We start from the raw sequence: 15,732 nt of genomic DNA, 5'->3' as shown, positions 1-15,732 counted from the left end.
CCATTCCCCACTTTCCCGCCGGGGCCACCATGCCCCAGTGTTGGGGCAAGGTTCCCCACGTTCGCCAATCACAGCGGCGCATCCACGGCCAGGCCCTGCAAGCGGCGATATTGGCGCAGCACGCTCGGCACATAACGCTGGGTTTCGGCGAACGGCGGAATCACCCCGCCCCGGCTCAGCACCGCTTGCGGGCCAGCGTTGTAGGCCGCCACGGCGAGGGCGATGTCGTTGTCGAACAGGGTCATCAGCCGCTTGAGGTATTTGGCCCCGCCCTGGATGTTGGCCTTGGGGTCGTAGACGTTGGTCACGCCCATCTCCCGGGCGGTCTCGGGCATCAATTGCATCAGCCCTCCCGCCCCTTTGGCCGACCGCGCACGGGCGTCGTAGGCGGACTCGGCCTGGATCACTGCATGCAACAGCGCCGCCGGCAATTCATTGGCCGTGGCGGCTGCCGACACCAGCTCGGCATAGGGTTGCCGGGCAATCATCTGCGGCTGTTGATCGAGGCTGACCAGTGACGATTCGGGCTCGTGAATCACCCGTTCATAGGTACGACCGGGACGGTGGACATTGGACAAAACGTAGCTGCCCTTGCTGTCCACGGAAACGAACACATCGGCCTGAGCTGTACCTGCCAGCAGCACACAGCCGAGCAGTCCAGTGGTGAGTGTTTTCATTTTTTGTCTCCCCTGACCGGCCCCGAAAAATGGGGCTAATGCCCCAATGGCCGGTAGTGAACCAGCCGTACGCAAGCACTGTGCCGAATGCGCGAAGGCCGGTAATTCAGGGGTTGCAGAAGGTAGTCCGGTGGTGAGCATGGCAATTGCATGAGCGGTATGGCGACCCTTCTGCCGACTGTGTGAGGTCATCATGAATCAGCGTCTGTGTTGTGCCCCGCTTCACTGTTCACCGCGAGCCCAGCGCGGGTTCACCCTGCTCGAACTGTTGGTGGTGCTGGTGGTGCTCGGGTTATTGGCCGGCATCGTCGCGCCGAAGTATTTCGCTCAGCTGGGTCGCTCCGAAGTGAAGGTGGCCAAGGCGCAAATCGAAGGCCTGGGCAAAGCGCTGGATTTGTACCGTCTGGAGGTCGGTCATTACCCATCGACCGAACAGGGGTTGCAGGCGCTGGTCACCGCGCCCAGCGACGAGACCCGTTGGACCGGCCCGTACCTGCAGAAAAAATTGCCGCAGGATCCTTGGGGCCGTAATTACACCTATCGCTACCCCGGCGAAAACGGCGAATACGATCTGCTGTCCATGGGCAAGGACGGCCAGCCCGGCGGTGAAGGCGAAAACGCCGAAGTCACCAGTTGGCAATGACGGGAGGCAACCATGCGCTTTCATCTCAAGGCAGTCGGCAAGGCTGGCGTGGTCGCGATGACCATCGAGGCCCAAGGCGACAGCGAAGCCCGGCGCATGGTCGAGGACCAGGGGCTGCGAGTGGTCAGCCTGCACGCCGAGCGCCATTGGCGCGCGTTGCGATTGCACAAGCGCGAGACCTTCAACCTGGTGTTGTTCAGCCAGGAACTGACCACGTTGCTCAATGCGGGCCTGCCGTTGATCGATGCGCTGGAAAGTCTCGCGGAAAAAGAAACCGCGCCACAGGCCCGCAAGACCTTGAGCGAACTGGTGCGCCTGCTGTACGAGGGCAAATCGTTTTCCCAGGCGTTGGCTCAGTTGTCGGCAGTGTTCCCTCCTCTCTATGTTGCGCTGGTGCAGTCCAGCGAGAAGACCGGCGCCGTGGGCGATGCCCTGGGCCGTTACGTCAGCTATCGCCAGCGCATGGACGAGGTTCGACAGAAGATCGTCAGCGCGTCGATCTACCCCATGCTGTTGCTGGTGGTGGGCGGTGGCGTGGTGTTGTTTCTGATGGGCTATGTGGTGCCGCGCTTCAGCCTGGTGTTCGAAGGGCTGGGCAACAACCTGCCGTGGCTGTCGCAAGTGCTGATGAGCAGCGGAATGTTCCTGCATGCTCATCAGGGCGAATTCTTCGGCACATTGGCGGCAATCGTCGTCGCCCTCGCCTTCCTCCAGCGCCAACCGGCCTTTCGCCGGGGTGTGGACCGGGTGATCGAAAAACTCCCGGCGGTCCATCAACGCATCTTCATGTACGAACTGGCGCGTTTCTACCGCTCGCTGGGGATTCTGCTGCAGGGCGGCATCCCCCTTGTCACGGCCATGGGCATGGTCCGCGGCCTGCTCACCGTCGCCTCCCGCGTGCGCCTCGACCAGGCCTGCGAACGGGTGCGCGAAGGCCAATCGCTGTCCGCCGCGCTGGAGCTCAATCACCTCGTCACTCCGGTATCCCTGCGCTTGCTGCGCGCCGGCGAGCAGTCCGGCAACCTCGGGCAGATGATGGAGCGCAGCGCCGATTTCTACGACGAAGAAATCAGCCGCTGGATCGAATGGTTCGTGCGGTTGTTTGAACCCTTGCTCATGACCTTCATCGGTCTGCTGATCGGGGTCATCGTGATCCTGATGTACATCCCGATTTTCGAGCTGGCCTCAAGCATTCACTAGCCCCGGGAGCAGGACCGGGTTGTACCGCTCATCGCTCGTCGACGGTGCAACTGAATAAATCTGGACGTTGCGGTGTTCACCCACTGAATCGAGCAGCACGTTGCATTGTTCATCAACGCTCCAATCTGAATAAGAAGACGGAGAACGACATGCACATCAACAAGCTTTTACTGGCAGTAGCGATTGGCGCAGTTTTGTCGGCGTCGACCGTATTGATTCCGGACAGCCTGTCCGGAGTATCGAGCGCACAGGCCAAGGACGGCGGGAGTGGTGGCGGCGGTGGTGGCGGTGGTGGTGGCAGCGGTGGCGGTGGTGGTGGCAGCGGTGGCGGTGGCGGCGGCAGCGGTGGCGGTGGCGGTGGTCACGGCGGCTCTGGCGGTGGCCACGGCGGAAGCGGGGGCGGCGGCAACAGCGGCGGCCATGGTGGAAGCGGCAGCGGCGGCAACAGCGGCAACGGTCACAGCGGCAGTGATCATGGTTCGGGACACTCTGGCAATACGGCCTCATCCGGCCGCAATGGCACCCATGCCGAGCCGGGAGACGATCACGGCGTTCATCACGCGGGTGAAATTGGCCATAACCGTGGCGTTCATCATGCCGGCGAAATTGGCGATGACCACGGCGTTCACCGCTCCGGTGAAATTGGTGATGACCATGGAGTTCATCGTGCTGGCGAGATCGGCGATGACCATGGCGTGCATGTCGGTGGCGAGCCGGGGGATGACAAAAGGTCCTGACCGCCATTGAGAAAAGGTTCACCACAAATCCCTGTGGGAGCCGGGCATGCCCGGCTCCCACAGGGAGTGTGTGAACCGTCCTTCTACAGACCACCCTCGGTCTGATCCAGCCGCTCACGCAAAAACTCGACCAACGCCTGCACCGGTCGCGAACTCTGGCGATGCTGCGGATACACCGCCGACAACGTCAGCGGCTCGGGGCGAAACTCATCCAGCACCGGCACCAGCCGTCCATCCTTCAATGCCGCTCCGACAATAAACGTCGGCAGGTAAGTAACCCCCATCCCGGCAATGGCCGCATCCTTGAGCAACTCCCCGTTATTGACGCGCATCCGCCCGGTGACATTGACCGCCAGCGGCTTGCCCTGCCCTTCAAAACGCCATTGCACCTGACGCCCGTGGCCGTACGGCAGGCAGTCATGCGCGTGCAAGTCTTCAGGTTTGAGCGGCGTACCACGCTCGGCCAGGTAAGCCGGGCTGGCGCAATACACCCGCTGGATGGACGCGATGCGTCGGGCGATCAGCGTCGAGTCTTCGAGGGTGCCGATGCGCAACGCCAGGTCGTAACCCTCGCCGAGCAAATCCACCGGGCGATCGCTCAAGTCCACTTCCACCGTGACATCGCGATAGCGCTGCAAGAACAACGGCAGCAGGCAGCCCAGATGCGCCAGCGCAAACGACAACGGCGCACTCACGCGAATGGTGCCGCGCGGTTCAGTGGTCTGGCCGGCGATGCCCTGCTCCACCTGTTCGACTTCGCCGAGCAGGCGCAACGCGGACTCGTAGTAACTCTGGCCCAGCGGCGTGACGTCCAGCCGTCGTGTGGAACGGTTAAGCAGCCTTACGCCGAGGCGCTCTTCCAGTTGCATCAAACGCCGGCTGACGAACTGCTTGGACAGTCCCAACTGATCGGCCGCAGCGGTGAAACTGCCGGAGTCCATGACCTGGCAAAAAATACGCATATCTTCGAACGGGTTCATTGTCACACTCTGGTTGACAGTTAAACGCTTTATAGCTGCTTTTTCCCTTTTCGGCATCCCATTAATCTGTGTCCACGGTGTTGCTGAGGCCTGGATCCCGGCGCAGCAGCAACCCGAACCTTAGGTGACCAACCTCTAATCAATTAAAAAGGATTTCCTCATGAACCTCGTCAAAAAAGCCCTGACCGCGTCCCTCCTCGCCCTCTCCGTCGGCAACGCTTTTGCCGCTGGCAGCCCCGGCGTCGAACACAACACCCAAGCCTTCCTCGAAGCCCTCGCTGCCGGTGGTGGCAAGCCGCTCGAGCAACTGAGTCCGAAAGACGCCCGTGCGGTGCTCACCGGTGCGCAAAACTCGGTGAAGGTTGATCTGTCGGGTGTGGACGTCAGCGATCGTGCGATCAAGGTCGATGGTCAAACCATCAACCTGAAAATCGTACGGCCGGCCAAGGTCAAAGGTGATTTGCCGGTGTTCATGTTCTTCCACGGTGGCGGTTGGGTGTTGGGCGATTACCCGACTCACCAGCGTCTGATCCACGACCTGGTGGTCGGCTCCGGCGCCGTTGCGGTGTATGTCGATTACACGCCGTCGCCGGAAGCGCACTACCCGACCGCGATCAACCAGGCCTACGCCGCGACCCGTTGGGTGGCTGAACATGGCAAGGACATCGGCGTCGATGGCAAGCGCCTCGCCGTGGCCGGCAACAGCGTCGGCGGCAACATGGCAGCCGTCGTCGCGTTGATGGCCAAGGAACAGAAAGCCCCGGCGCTGCGCTTCCAGCTGCTGATGTGGCCGGTGACCAACGCACGGTTCGATACCGGCTCGTACCAGCAATTTGCCGAGGGCCACTTCCTGACCAAAGGCATGATGAACTGGTTCTGGGACAACTACACCACCGACCAGGCCGAGCGTGCACAGATCCATGCCTCACCGTTGCAGGCCAATGCCGAACAGCTCAAAGGCTTGCCGGCAGCGTTGGTGCAGACCGCCGAATTCGACGTGTTGCGTGACGAAGGCGAAGCCTATGCCCGCCACCTCGACGCAGCCGGGGTATCGGTCACGGCGGTGCGCTACAACGGGATGATTCACGACTTCGGTTTGCTCAATCCGCTGAGCCAGATTCCGGAAGTGAAAGCGGCGGTGCGTCAGGCAGCATTGGAACTCAAGACGCATCTGAACTGAGTCCACAGCCTTCGCCACACAAAAATGTGTGGCGAAGCTGCTTTTGTGGCGAGGGAGCTTGCTCCCGCTTGAGTGCGCAGCACTCACAAAACTTGCATCGTTGCGAAGATTTTGGGGCCGCTTCGCCGCCCAGCGGGAGCAAGCTCCCTCGCCACAATTAGTTTGCCTGCGATAAACACCCTCATTCCCGCCGGAGTTGTCCCATGTCCTTACTTCTCGGTCATCTGCTTTCCTGGAGCGTCCTGCTGCTGGTCATCGACGCCGTGCTCTGGCACCTCGCGCCGTTCAAGCATCGCGTCACACGGGTCGGTGTGCGCCTGGCCCTGTTCGTGATGTTCAGCGCGCTCATCATCGATGCCGGCGTCAGCCCCTTGCAGGCGCCGCTGTTTGCAGATGACCGCGTGGTGCAACTGGGTGCCACGGCACTGGGGATTCTCTGGTGGTTGTACGCCGCCCGGGTGCTCACCGAAGTCATCGGCCTGGTGCTGATGCGCCGCATCGGTCACAGCGGTCGCTTGCTGCAGGACGTCATCGGCGCACTGGTGTTTCTGATCGCCATCGTCGCGGCGGCCGGCTACGTGTTGGAACTGCCGGTGAAAGGTTTGCTGGCAACGTCCGGGGTGGTGGCAATCGTAGTCGGCCTGGCCTTGCAAAGCACCTTGAGCGACGTGTTTTCCGGGATTGTGCTCAACACCACCAAGCCGTATCAGGTGGATGACTGGATCATGATCGACGGCGTCGAGGGCAAAGTGCTCGACATCGACTGGCGCGCTACCCACATGCTGACCAGCGCCGGCAGTACGGCGGTGGTGCCGAACTCGGTGGCGGCCAAGGCGAAAATCGTCAACCTGAGCCGGCCGAACAACATGCACGGCGTGTCGATCAGCATTCAGGTGCCCAACCACATTCGCCCGCGTCGGGTCCTGGATGCACTGGATCGTACGCTTCAGGGCAGCAGCCAGTTGTTACTCAACCCGGCACCGAAAGCGGTTCTGAAAGAGGCCGGCGAAACCATGTCCGAATACGTGGCCAGCGGCTTCATCGCCGAGCTTGGCAAGAAAAGCGAAGTGCGTAATCAACTGTTCGACCTGGCCCATCGGCACCTCGAAGCGGCGGGCATTTCCCGTCAGCTCGACGGCGTGATCGAACCGACAACGCGCGCACGGGCGTTGCTGGATGAGGTGAAAGTTTTCCGTTCCTTGAGTGAAGAGGAACGCGATCAGATGGCGCAGTCGATGGTTGCGCAGCAGTACGCGGCCGGTCAGGTGGTGCTGGCGTTGGGTGAAGTGCCGGACAGTCTGATGGTCATTGCCACGGGTGTGGTCAGCGCCACCGTTCCCGACGGTACAGGGCAAACCGAAGCCGGTCGCATGGGGCCGAGCGAAGTGATGGGCGAACAGAGCATCCTTACCGATACGCCGTCACAGGCGACGTTCACCACGCTGACCTCGTGCATCATTTACCGGATCGACAAATCCCTGACCCGTAGCTGCATGGAACAACGGGTTGAAGTGGGTCGGGCGCTGAACAAGTTACAGGCGGTAAGGCAGCAGAACAGCCGGTTGGCGTTGCTGGCCAAACCGGTGCAAATCAAGAAAGGCGGATTCCTGAGCTGGCTGCAGAAACGCCAACAAGCCTGACTGTATCGAGGGGCCTTTTTGTGGCGAGGAAGCTTGCTCCCGCCGGGCTGCGAAGCGGCCCCTGTTTATGAGTGCTTCGCACTCAAGCGGGAGCAAGCTCCCTCGCCACAGAAGGGCTCATTGAGACAAAAAAATACCCGCACATTGGCGGGTATTTTTCATGGCCGGTCGGCTTACTTCGAGGTGAGCACCGAATAGCTGTTCATCAGATTGCGGTAGTTTGGAATGCGCGGCGACAGCAGGTTCGCCAGGCCTTCCATGTCGTTGCGCCAGTCGCCCTGCAGCTCGCACGCCACCGAGAACCAGTTGACCAGTTGAGCACCGGCCGCCGCCATGCGCGCCCAGGCGGCCTGTTGCACGGTTTCGTTGAAGGTGCCCGAAGCGTCGGTCACCACGAACACTTCAAACCCTTCGGCCAGCGCCGACAGCGTCGGGAAGGTCACGCAAACGTCAGTCACCACACCGGCGATGATCAGTTGCTTGCGGCCAGTGGCTTTGACAGCCTTGACGAAATCTTCGTTGTCCCAGGCGTTGATCTGGCCTGGACGCGGGATGTACGGTGCGTCCGGGAACTGCTCTTTCAATTCCGGAACCATCGGGCCGTTCGGGCCGTTTTCGAAGCTGGTGGTGAGGATGGTCGGCAGTTTGAAGAACTTGGCCACGTCACCCAGGGCCAACACGTTGTTCTTGAATTCGTTCGGCGAGAAGTCCTGAACCAGCGAGATCAGACCGGTCTGATGGTCGACCAACAGGACAACCGCATCGTCTTTGTTCAGGCGTTTGTACGGAACGTTGCTCATGTGAAGCTCCTCGATGGATGGGTGTTACATCAGGCGCCGACACCGCTGCATCGGCGCTTTCTTGTGATCGTCAGAACGCAAAGCACGAGCAGCCAAAGGCGCCCCAGAAACCCGCGAAATCGCTGACCGGCGCATTCGACAAACGCGCCTTTTCATGGCTGTGGGCATGCACGCCGCACGGCCCGCTGCAATGGTGAACCTGCGCCTGCATCGGCGACGTCGGGCGCCAATGACCCGGCACCTTCACCACCGGTGACCAGTCCGGCAGCACCGGCACACTGGCCGGGCCGAGTTTTTCGAAATCACCGGCGGCGTACACCACCTTGCCGCCGACCACGGTCAACACCGATTCGATCCACTTGATCGCTTCTTCGTCGACACTGAAAAAATCTGCGCTCAGGGCCGCGACGTCAGCCAGTTGGCCGACCTTGATCATGCCTTTCTTGCCCTGCTCGGAAGAGAACCAGGCGCTGCCGTGGGTGAACAGTTCCAGCGCGGTTTGACGGGACAGTCCCTCGGCGTGCAGCTCCAGGCCACCAACGGTTCGACCGCTGACCATCCAGTACAACGAGGTCCAGGGGTTATAACTGGACACTCGCGTCGCGTCGGTGCCGGCGCCGACCGGTACACCTTCGGCCAGCATGCGCTTGATCGGCGGCGTCGCTTCGGCAGCCTTGGCGCCGTAACGCTCGACAAAATATTCGCCCTGGAACGCCATGCGATCCTGAATCGCAATGCCGCCGCCCAACGCCCTCACCCGCTCGATATTCTGTGGAGTGATGGTTTCGGCGTGATCGAAAAACCATGGCAAGCCGTTGAACGGAATGTCGCGGTTGACCTTCTCGAACACGTCGAGCATGCGGCTGATGGATTCGTTGTACGTAGCGTGCAAACGGAACGGCCAGCGCTGCTCCACCAAGTGGCGCACCACTGGCTCCAGCTCGTCTTCCATGGTTTGCGGCAAGTCCGGACGCGGCTCGAGGAAGTCCTCGAAATCCGCCGCCGAGAACACCAGCATTTCCCCGGCGCCGTTGTGCCGCAGGTAATCGTCGCCCTGGTGCAGGGTGACGCTGCTGGTCCAGTTCTTGAAGTCGGCCAGTTCTTCCTTGGGCTTCTGGGTGAACAGGTTGTAGGCGATGCGGATGGTCAGTTGCCGGTCCTTCGCCAACTGCTCGATCACCTGGTAATCGTCCGGATAATTCTGGAAACCACCGCCGGCGTCGATGGCGCTGGTCAGGCCGAGACGGTTGAGTTCGCGCATGAATTGCCGGGTCGAGTTGACCTGATATTCCAGCGGCAGCTTCGGCCCTTTGGCCAGGGTCGAGTACAAAATCATCGCGTTCGGTCGCGCGACCAGCATGCCGGTCGGCTCGCCGTTGCTGTCGCGCACGATCTCGCCACCCGGCGGGTTCGGCGTGTTGCGGGTATAGCCGGCCACGCGCAAGGCAGCGCGGTTGAGCAAGGCACGGTCGTACAAGTGCAGCACGAACACCGGGGTATCGGGCGCGGCCTGGTTGAGCTCTTCGAGGGTCGGCATACGCTTTTCGGCGAACTGGAATTCGTTCCAGCCACCCACCACCCGTACCCATTGTGGCGTCGGCGTGCGGTCAGCCTGATCCTTGAGCATCCGCAAGGCGTCGGCCAGCGACGGCACGCCTTCCCAGCGCAGTTCGAGGTTGTAATTCAAACCACCACGGATCAGGTGCAGGTGCGAATCGTTGAGACCGGGAATGACGCAGCGGCCCTTGAGGTCGATGACCTGGGTGCCGGAACCGCGCAGGGCCATGGCTTCGGCGTCGGTACCGACCGCGACGAAGCGACCGTCGCTGATGGCCACGGCACTGGCGAGCGGGTTTTGACGGTCAACGGTATGAAATTGGCCATTGAATAGAATCAGATCGGCGTTCATCGCGTTTCCTTGGGCTGAGTGGAAGAGGACAGCCAAGGCGCGAACAACCGCGTCGCCATCGGCATGAACAGGTACACCACCGAGACGACGATGGTCAGCGTGATCAGGAACGTGGCGACCACGTAATTGGACAAAAATGCGTTGAGCCGCAGCAGCGGACCCCAGATCAGCGGCACCAGCAAGGTGTGCGGCAGAATCACCAACAACGTCACCACCGCCTGCTTCCAGCGCGGCGGCGGTGAACCGGCGTCAGCCTGCGGCGCGAACCAGAACTCGTTGACCGGATTGACCTCGGTCTGGTCGCCGTCCGCCAGCATCGGCGTGGCTTCGTTGACCAGTTGCAGCCGTTGCGGCGAATCAAGCCAGTGCTGCATCGCTTCGGTAGAACAAAAGCGCAGCACGCAGGTGTACAGGTCGAGGCCGGCGTTTTTGCCGCGAATCACATCAACGCCCAAGTGCCCTTCCTGCTGCCCGGCAATGCTGACGATGTTGCGCAACCAGGCTTCATAGGGCACTTCAAAACCGGCCTTGACCCGATGCTTGATGACCAGGGTCACGACTTCTTCGAAACGATTGGATTCAGGCATAACGCAAAGCTCCGGCAAATCGGACATTGAGCGCCAGCCGTCCCGGCCCGGCGATAAGAATGCTGGTGAACAGAATCAACAGCAGCCAGCCGAACTGCCCTTCATCGAGGCTCCATTGCGGGTGCACAACCAGCAACGCGACCCACAACACACACAGAATCGGCAGGCACGCCAGACGCACCAACACCCCGAAGATGATCAGCAGCGGACACAACACCTCGGCAAAAATCGCCATCATCAGCGTGACATTCGCGCCCAGGTGAAAAGGGTCTTCGATGACTTGCAGCTGAGCGCTGTAGTTAAGCAGCTTCGGCAGACCATGCACCCACAGCAAAAACAGACCACCGCTGACCCGCAAAAAAAACAGCCCGACGTCCTGGACCCGTTCATCCCATTGCGAAACGTTCATGGGTTACCTGCACAAATGAAAAACCAACGGCGTCAATGCGCCGGGAACTCGTTTGATAGTGCCGGTGTGGGGGCGGAGAAAATTGAATGTACGTGCTCTTTTTGAATGCCGTCGCTCATCCCCCCGCGAATGCGATGGGTCATTGAGCGTGATATTGACTGGCATACCGCCATCGCTGGCAGGCCAGCTCCCACAGGATTCCGGTACATCCGCAAGAACAGGTCGGCTGTCAGGCCGCCATCGCTGGCAGGCCAGCTCCCACAGGATTCCGGTACATCCGCAAGAACAGGTCGGCTGTCAGGCCGCCATCGCCGGCAGGCCAGCTCCCACAGGATTCCGGTACATCCGCAAGAACAGGCCGGCTGTCAGGCCGCCATCGCCGGCAGGCCAGCTCCCACAGGGATCGGGGGCATCAGCGGAAATCGGGTCGGCTGTCAGGCCGCCATCCCACGCAATGAATCAGCGCCCCCCACCCACCAAACCACGAGGCCGAGCGTTAGCTCGCCTTGCGCTCTTGATCTTGATCCACCCGCCCCTTCGGGAGGCTGAGTGGAGGTGTTCATCCGGGGAGTGGCGCGCAGCGCCGTTCGACGCAGTCGAACACGCTGCATGTAGGTCGTCGCGAAGCAGACCGGAGGGCAGTGTCCCCGGATGAATACCGGAGCGAAGGAACGCCGAGCCTCAGCGAGGGGCCGGACGCTCGGGGCGAGCCTTTTTTTGCTTACTTTTTTTTGGCGTTTGAAAAAAAAGTGAGTCGCCGTAAGGGCGAAACCGCCAGCCGCCGTTACCGCAGAAATGGATATGTACTCAATCAGCCAGAACCTGGTCGGCCCAAAGGCCGCCACGTTCAACCCGCAATCGGCAAAGGCCTGGACATGAACTCACTGATCCGAGACCGCAACCACCGCTCCGCCGGATCATTGTCATGCACCCCGCTCCAGGCCATCGACAACTGCGCCGCCTCAATCGGAAACGGCGGATCCTCGGCACGCAAGCCACACCCTTCAACCAACGCACACGCCGCATAATCCGGCACAGTGGCAACCATCTCGGTCCCGGCCAGCAACGCCCGCAACCCACTGAACTGCGGCACCCCCAACACCACCCGCCGACTCCGCCCGATCTTGGCCAGATCCAGATCGATATTGCCGCTCAAATCACCCGAGAACGACACCATCGCATGAGGCCGTTCGCAGTACTCGTCAAGCGTCAGCGTTCCCGGCCGTTTATCACCGCGCAGCACCTTGCACGGAATGTCCCGCAACTTCTTGCACTTGGCATTCGCCGGCAAATCCGTGGTGTAACTCACCCCCACAGAAATCTCCCCCGAGGCCAGCAACGCCGGCATCAGCAGATAGTTGGCGCGACGCACCACAACGACGATCCCCGGCGCCTCTTCCTGCAGTTGCCGCAACAACGGCGGAAACAAGCCAAACTCGGCATCGTCCGACAGACCAATGCGAAACACATCGCAACTTGTCGTCGGATCGAATTCCTTCGCCCGGCTGACCGCTCCGGAAATGACATCCATCGCCGGCTGCAACTCCTTGAGAATGGCCAGCGCCCGCCCGGTCGGCTCCATACCGCGACCGTTGCGCAGCAACAACGGATCGTCGAACAAATCCCGCAGCCGTCCCAACGCGGCACTCACCGCCGGTTGCCCCATGAACAGTTTTTCGGCGACGCGAGTCAGGTTCTTTTCGAACATCAACGCCTCGAAAATCACCAACAGGTTCATGTCGACGCGACGCAGATCGTTACGGTTCATAGGCACGGTTTCCTTGGGAGGGCATCGGACTTTACTCGATCAGCGGGACTTTCGCCGCTCGTTTGTAGGGGCCGTATTCGACCGGCACCCACTGGAAGTGCTTGCCCTCTGCCGCGATGTGACCGATACCCGGGAACGGCAAGTGCGCCGCCGTCACCCAGGTCTTGCTCGCAGCGGCATCGCTGAAAACTTTGGCGCGGCTTTTGATCGCCTGCTGACTGTTGACGTCAAATCCGATCGAGACTTCCGGGTGCGAGAACTGCACCGCAAGGTTATGCACCAGATCGCCCATGAACAGGATGCTCTGCCCCTGGGAAGTAAAACGGTACGTGGTACTGCCCGGTGTGTGTCCGGCTTCCAGCGTGGCTTCGACGCCCGGCACAGGCGACTGACCGGCGTCGAACGTTTTAAAGCGACCTGCCGCGACGTACGGTGCCGTGGAATCCTGGGCGATTTTGAAATACGGTTTGGCACCCTCGGGGGCCTTGGCGAGGGCCTGGGGATCGAGCCAGTAATCGGCTTCTGCCTTCGCGGCGTAGACCGTGGCATTGGCAAACACCGGCTTCTGCTGGCCGTCGACCAGTCCGCAGACATGGTCCAGGTGCAGGTGAGTCAACAGGATCGTGTCGACCTGCGAAGGCTCATAGCCGGCGGCTTTCATGTTGTCCGAGAGCATGCCCGCCGTCGCACCGATGCATTGGCCGGCGCCGGTATCCACCAGGATCAATTGCTTGCCGGTGTTGATCAGAAAGGCGTTGAACGCGGTCTGCACGCCCGGCGTTTCAATCGAGCGACGAGCCAGCAGCGCGCGAATCTGGCTTTGGGTCAAGCCCTTGAGCAGCTTGGGCGACAGGTCGTTGTAACCATCAAACAGTGCGGTCACCTCAAAATCGCCTACGGCCAATCGGAAGTAGCCGGGCACTTGCGAACCCACCTGTGCCGGTGCCTGAGCCGAGGAAACGCCGGACGCCAGCGCCATCGCGAGGCCCAACGCGCAAATCAGAGAATGTTTCATGCCTTCACCCTTGATCGAATCGCAAAAGCGGCCCTGCCCGGGTCCGCCACATGACATCAATCATGCACGGTCCCCGCGTCCTGAAAATTGCAGCAATGTGCTGAGTTGGCACGGTTGTCCTTAACGGCGCACAGACGAAATTAACAACGTTTAACTCGCCTGCCAGAGCGCTCGCGCCCAAGAATGACGCTCAACCGACACGGACATTTGTCATGGCTCATTCTCAGCAAAACGTCGCTCGCGCGACCGTCACTGAAACGCCAAGGAAGAACACGGGCGGCCTGACCCCGTGGCGCGAAAGCCTGGCCAAGCAACTGATCCTCGAACGTCTGGGGGAAACCATAGAAGTGACCGAACTGGCCCGCGCCTGCGCGCTCTCGCGCAGCCATTTCTCCCGCGCGTTCAAGTGCAGCACCGGCCTCTCGCCCCAGGACTGGATTCGCCAGCAGCGCATTGCCCGCGCCAAGCAACTGATTCAGAGCACCGACCTCAGCCTGACCCAGATCAGCCTCGAATGCGGCTTCTGTGACCAGGCACACTTCTGCCACATCTTCACCCGCAGCGAAGGTATCAATCCGTTTGCGTGGCGTTGCCGCGCTGTGCGCGGGCTCGACAGCAAAAGATCGCAGACTTCGCCAGCGGCTGCAGGTATGTGCATAACCCTGTAGCCGCCGCTCAAGCCTGCGATCCTGCTTTATTAAACCAACGGCACCAACCGTTCCAACGCCTCGGCCACGCCAAACCCGTACGCCGGATCAGCCTTGGTGCAATTGTCGATATGGCGCTGACGAATCGCCTGCGGCACGCCGTTCATGGCCCGCGCGGTGTTGTCGAACAGCAACTGTTTACGCACCGGATCCAGCAAACGAAACAGATTGCCCGGCTGCTCGTAATGATCCTCCTCCAGCCGATGATCATAGTGTTGCGCAAAACCTTCCAGGGGCAGCGGTGGCTCGGCCAGTTCCGGCGAATCCTGCCACTCGCCGACGCTGTTCGGGAAATAGCTGGCGGTGCCACCCAGGTTGCCGTCCGTGCGCATGGCGCCGTCGCGATGGTAACTGTGGGCCGGGCAACGCGGGGCGTTAACCGGAATGTGGTTGAAGTTCACCCCCAGACGATAACGCTGGGCATCGCCGTAGGAAAACAGCCGCGCCTGGAGCATGCGGTCCGGCGAGAAGCTCACGCCCGGCACCACGTTGGCGGGCGAGAACGCCGCTTGCTCGATCTCGGCGAAGTGGTTTTCGGCGTTGCGATTGAGCTCCATGATGCCCACTTCAATCAGCGGAAACTCGCCGTGCGGCCAGACCTTGGTCAGGTCGAACGGGTTGTGCCGGTAGTTGATCGCCTGCTGTTCTTCCATCACCTGAATGCACAATTTCCAGCGCGGAAAGTTGCCCTGCTCGATGACTTCGTACAAGTCCCGCAGATTGCTTTCGCGATCCTTGCCGACCACGGCTTCTGCCTCGGCGTCCGAGAGGTTTTCGATACCCTGCTGGCAGACAAAATGAAACTTCACCCAAACGCGTTTGTTGTCGCGGTCGATCAGGCTGAAGGTATGACTGCCGAAGCCGTGCATATGACGGAAGCTGGTAGGAATCCCGCGATCGCTCATCACGATGGTCACCTGGTGCAGCGCCTCGGGCAGCAGGGTCCAGAAATCCCAGTTGCTGGTGGCGTTACGCAGGCCGGTGCGCGGGTCGCGCTTGACCACGTGGTTGAGGTCGGAGAAACGCAGCGGGTCGCGGAAGAAAAATACCGGCGTGTTGTTGCCGACAATGTCCCAGTTGCCTTCGTCGGTATAGAACTTCACCGCGAAACCACGGATGTCGCGCTCGGCATCCGCCGCGCCACGCTCGCCGGCTACCGAGGAGAAGCGCACGAACAGCGGCGTTTCCTTGCCCACGGCGCTGAAAATACTGGCCTTGGTGTAGCGGCTGATGTCATGGGTGACGGTGAACGTGCCGTAGGCGCCCGCCCCCTTGGCGTGCATGCGTCGCTCGGGGATCAGTTCGCGGTCGAAGTGGGCGAGTTTTTCCAGCAACCAGATGTCTTGTAAAAGTGCCGGCCCTCGAGGGCCGGCGGTCTGGATATTGAGGTTGTCGACCACCGGCGCGCCGGTGGCGTTGGTCAGCTTTTTCATGGTCATGTACTCGAAGAATTCAGCTCATCAGGAGCAAAAACGGCGCG

15 protein-coding genes are annotated in these 15,732 nt (G+C 61.1%); 6 read left to right on the top strand and 9 right to left on the bottom strand.

The window, feature by feature from the left end; all coding sequences use genetic code 11:
* Positions 1-68 precede the first annotated feature (68 nt).
* Positions 69-677, bottom strand: a complete 609-nt coding sequence (locus ACM6IQ_RS11980; RefSeq protein ID WP_414878860.1) for a lytic transglycosylase domain-containing protein — start codon at positions 675-677, stop codon at positions 69-71.
* 193 nt (positions 678-870) lie between these two features.
* Between ACM6IQ_RS11980 and gspG the strand changes: the two genes are divergently transcribed.
* The 3 genes from gspG (at position 871) to ACM6IQ_RS11965 (ending at position 3,257) form a co-directional block, all read left to right on the top strand.
* A complete protein-coding gene (gene gspG / locus ACM6IQ_RS11975; protein WP_017337940.1) occupies positions 871-1,320 on the top strand; it encodes a type II secretion system major pseudopilin GspG in 450 nt (149 codons plus the stop codon).
* 12 nt (positions 1,321-1,332) lie between these two features.
* Positions 1,333-2,520, top strand: coding sequence for a type II secretion system F family protein (locus ACM6IQ_RS11970; protein WP_017337939.1), 1,188 nt, complete (start codon positions 1,333-1,335; stop codon positions 2,518-2,520).
* A 149-nt stretch (positions 2,521-2,669) separates the two neighbouring features.
* Positions 2,670-3,257, top strand: a complete 588-nt coding sequence (locus ACM6IQ_RS11965; RefSeq protein ID WP_414878859.1) for a hypothetical protein — start codon at positions 2,670-2,672, stop codon at positions 3,255-3,257.
* Positions 3,258-3,340: 83 nt separating this feature from the next.
* Here ACM6IQ_RS11965 and ACM6IQ_RS11960 read toward each other — a convergent pair whose 3' ends face one another.
* A complete protein-coding gene (locus ACM6IQ_RS11960; RefSeq protein WP_017337937.1) occupies positions 3,341-4,237 on the bottom strand; it encodes a LysR family transcriptional regulator in 897 nt (298 codons plus the stop codon).
* A 160-nt stretch (positions 4,238-4,397) separates the two neighbouring features.
* On the opposite strand from ACM6IQ_RS11960, the gene ACM6IQ_RS11955 reads away from it, so the two are divergent.
* The gene (locus ACM6IQ_RS11955; protein WP_414878858.1) at positions 4,398-5,417 is read left to right on the top strand and encodes an alpha/beta hydrolase; all 1,020 of its coding nucleotides are present in this window, start codon (positions 4,398-4,400) and stop codon (positions 5,415-5,417) included.
* Between the two features lie 203 nt (positions 5,418-5,620).
* Positions 5,621-7,057, top strand: coding sequence for a mechanosensitive ion channel domain-containing protein (locus tag ACM6IQ_RS11950; RefSeq protein WP_414878857.1), 1,437 nt, complete (start codon positions 5,621-5,623; stop codon positions 7,055-7,057).
* Between the two features lie 173 nt (positions 7,058-7,230).
* Here ACM6IQ_RS11950 and ycaC read toward each other — a convergent pair whose 3' ends face one another.
* The 6 genes from ycaC to ACM6IQ_RS11920 form a co-directional block, all read right to left on the bottom strand.
* The gene (gene ycaC / locus ACM6IQ_RS11945) at positions 7,231-7,857 is read right to left on the bottom strand and encodes an isochorismate family cysteine hydrolase YcaC (protein WP_008032694.1); all 627 of its coding nucleotides are present in this window, start codon (positions 7,855-7,857) and stop codon (positions 7,231-7,233) included.
* A 70-nt stretch (positions 7,858-7,927) separates the two neighbouring features.
* Positions 7,928-9,766: an amidohydrolase gene (locus ACM6IQ_RS11940; RefSeq protein WP_414878856.1), complete on the bottom strand. Its 1,839-nt coding sequence runs from the start codon at positions 9,764-9,766 to the stop codon at positions 7,928-7,930.
* Positions 9,763-10,353: an antibiotic biosynthesis monooxygenase gene (locus ACM6IQ_RS11935; protein WP_414878855.1), complete on the bottom strand. Its 591-nt coding sequence runs from the start codon at positions 10,351-10,353 to the stop codon at positions 9,763-9,765. Before ACM6IQ_RS11935 ends, ACM6IQ_RS11940 begins: the two co-directional genes overlap by 4 nt.
* A complete protein-coding gene (locus tag ACM6IQ_RS11930) occupies positions 10,346-10,762 on the bottom strand; it encodes a DoxX family protein (RefSeq protein ID WP_017337932.1) in 417 nt (138 codons plus the stop codon). Before ACM6IQ_RS11930 ends, ACM6IQ_RS11935 begins: the two co-directional genes overlap by 8 nt.
* A gap of 847 nt (positions 10,763-11,609) precedes the next feature.
* A complete protein-coding gene (locus ACM6IQ_RS11925; RefSeq protein WP_017337931.1) occupies positions 11,610-12,530 on the bottom strand; it encodes a LysR family transcriptional regulator in 921 nt (306 codons plus the stop codon).
* Positions 12,531-12,561: 31 nt separating this feature from the next.
* Positions 12,562-13,545, bottom strand: coding sequence for an MBL fold metallo-hydrolase (locus ACM6IQ_RS11920; protein WP_017337930.1), 984 nt, complete (start codon positions 13,543-13,545; stop codon positions 12,562-12,564).
* Positions 13,546-13,757: 212 nt separating this feature from the next.
* On the opposite strand from ACM6IQ_RS11920, the gene ACM6IQ_RS11915 reads away from it, so the two are divergent.
* Positions 13,758-14,213 (top strand): helix-turn-helix domain-containing protein, encoded by a 456-nt coding sequence (locus ACM6IQ_RS11915; protein WP_017337929.1) that lies wholly within the window; start codon positions 13,758-13,760, stop codon positions 14,211-14,213.
* A gap of 29 nt (positions 14,214-14,242) precedes the next feature.
* Here ACM6IQ_RS11915 and ACM6IQ_RS11910 read toward each other — a convergent pair whose 3' ends face one another.
* Complete coding sequence (locus ACM6IQ_RS11910) at positions 14,243-15,685, bottom strand: catalase (RefSeq protein ID WP_144425245.1); 1,443 nt, start codon at positions 15,683-15,685, stop codon at positions 14,243-14,245.
* Positions 15,686-15,732: the final 47 nt, after the last annotated feature.

It is taken from the genome of Pseudomonas sp. IT-P100 (assembly GCF_949767185.1).
GTDB lineage: Bacteria > Pseudomonadota > Gammaproteobacteria > Pseudomonadales > Pseudomonadaceae > Aquipseudomonas > Aquipseudomonas fluorescens_B.
Note: the sequence above shows the minus strand (reverse complement) of the source record. Positions and strands in the feature narration are given on the sequence as shown.

Bases quoted from the DNA above. Each gene is read 5' to 3' on its own strand.
- ACM6IQ_RS11940 (WP_414878856.1), bottom strand. From the start codon at position 9,766: ATGAACGCCGATCTGATTCTATTCAATGGCCAATTTCATACCGTTGAC.
- ACM6IQ_RS11915 (WP_017337929.1), top strand. From the start codon at position 13,758: ATGGCTCATTCTCAGCAAAACGTCGCTCGCGCGACCGTCACTGAAACG.
- ACM6IQ_RS11970 (WP_017337939.1), top strand. From the start codon at position 1,333: ATGCGCTTTCATCTCAAGGCAGTCGGCAAGGCTGGCGTGGTCGCGATG.
- ACM6IQ_RS11935 (WP_414878855.1), bottom strand. From the start codon at position 10,353: ATGCCTGAATCCAATCGTTTCGAAGAAGTCGTGACCCTGGTCATCAAG.
- ACM6IQ_RS11960 (WP_017337937.1), bottom strand. From the start codon at position 4,237: ATGAACCCGTTCGAAGATATGCGTATTTTTTGCCAGGTCATGGACTCC.
- gspG (WP_017337940.1), top strand. From the start codon at position 871: ATGAATCAGCGTCTGTGTTGTGCCCCGCTTCACTGTTCACCGCGAGCC.
- ACM6IQ_RS11910 (WP_144425245.1), bottom strand. From the start codon at position 15,685: ATGAAAAAGCTGACCAACGCCACCGGCGCGCCGGTGGTCGACAACCTC.
- ACM6IQ_RS11950 (WP_414878857.1), top strand. From the start codon at position 5,621: ATGTCCTTACTTCTCGGTCATCTGCTTTCCTGGAGCGTCCTGCTGCTG.
- ACM6IQ_RS11920 (WP_017337930.1), bottom strand. From the start codon at position 13,545: ATGAAACATTCTCTGATTTGCGCGTTGGGCCTCGCGATGGCGCTGGCG.
- ACM6IQ_RS11955 (WP_414878858.1), top strand. From the start codon at position 4,398: ATGAACCTCGTCAAAAAAGCCCTGACCGCGTCCCTCCTCGCCCTCTCC.
- ACM6IQ_RS11980 (WP_414878860.1), bottom strand. From the start codon at position 677: ATGAAAACACTCACCACTGGACTGCTCGGCTGTGTGCTGCTGGCAGGT.
- ycaC (WP_008032694.1), bottom strand. From the start codon at position 7,857: ATGAGCAACGTTCCGTACAAACGCCTGAACAAAGACGATGCGGTTGTC.
- ACM6IQ_RS11965 (WP_414878859.1), top strand. From the start codon at position 2,670: ATGCACATCAACAAGCTTTTACTGGCAGTAGCGATTGGCGCAGTTTTG.
- ACM6IQ_RS11925 (WP_017337931.1), bottom strand. From the start codon at position 12,530: ATGAACCGTAACGATCTGCGTCGCGTCGACATGAACCTGTTGGTGATT.
- ACM6IQ_RS11930 (WP_017337932.1), bottom strand. From the start codon at position 10,762: ATGAACGTTTCGCAATGGGATGAACGGGTCCAGGACGTCGGGCTGTTT.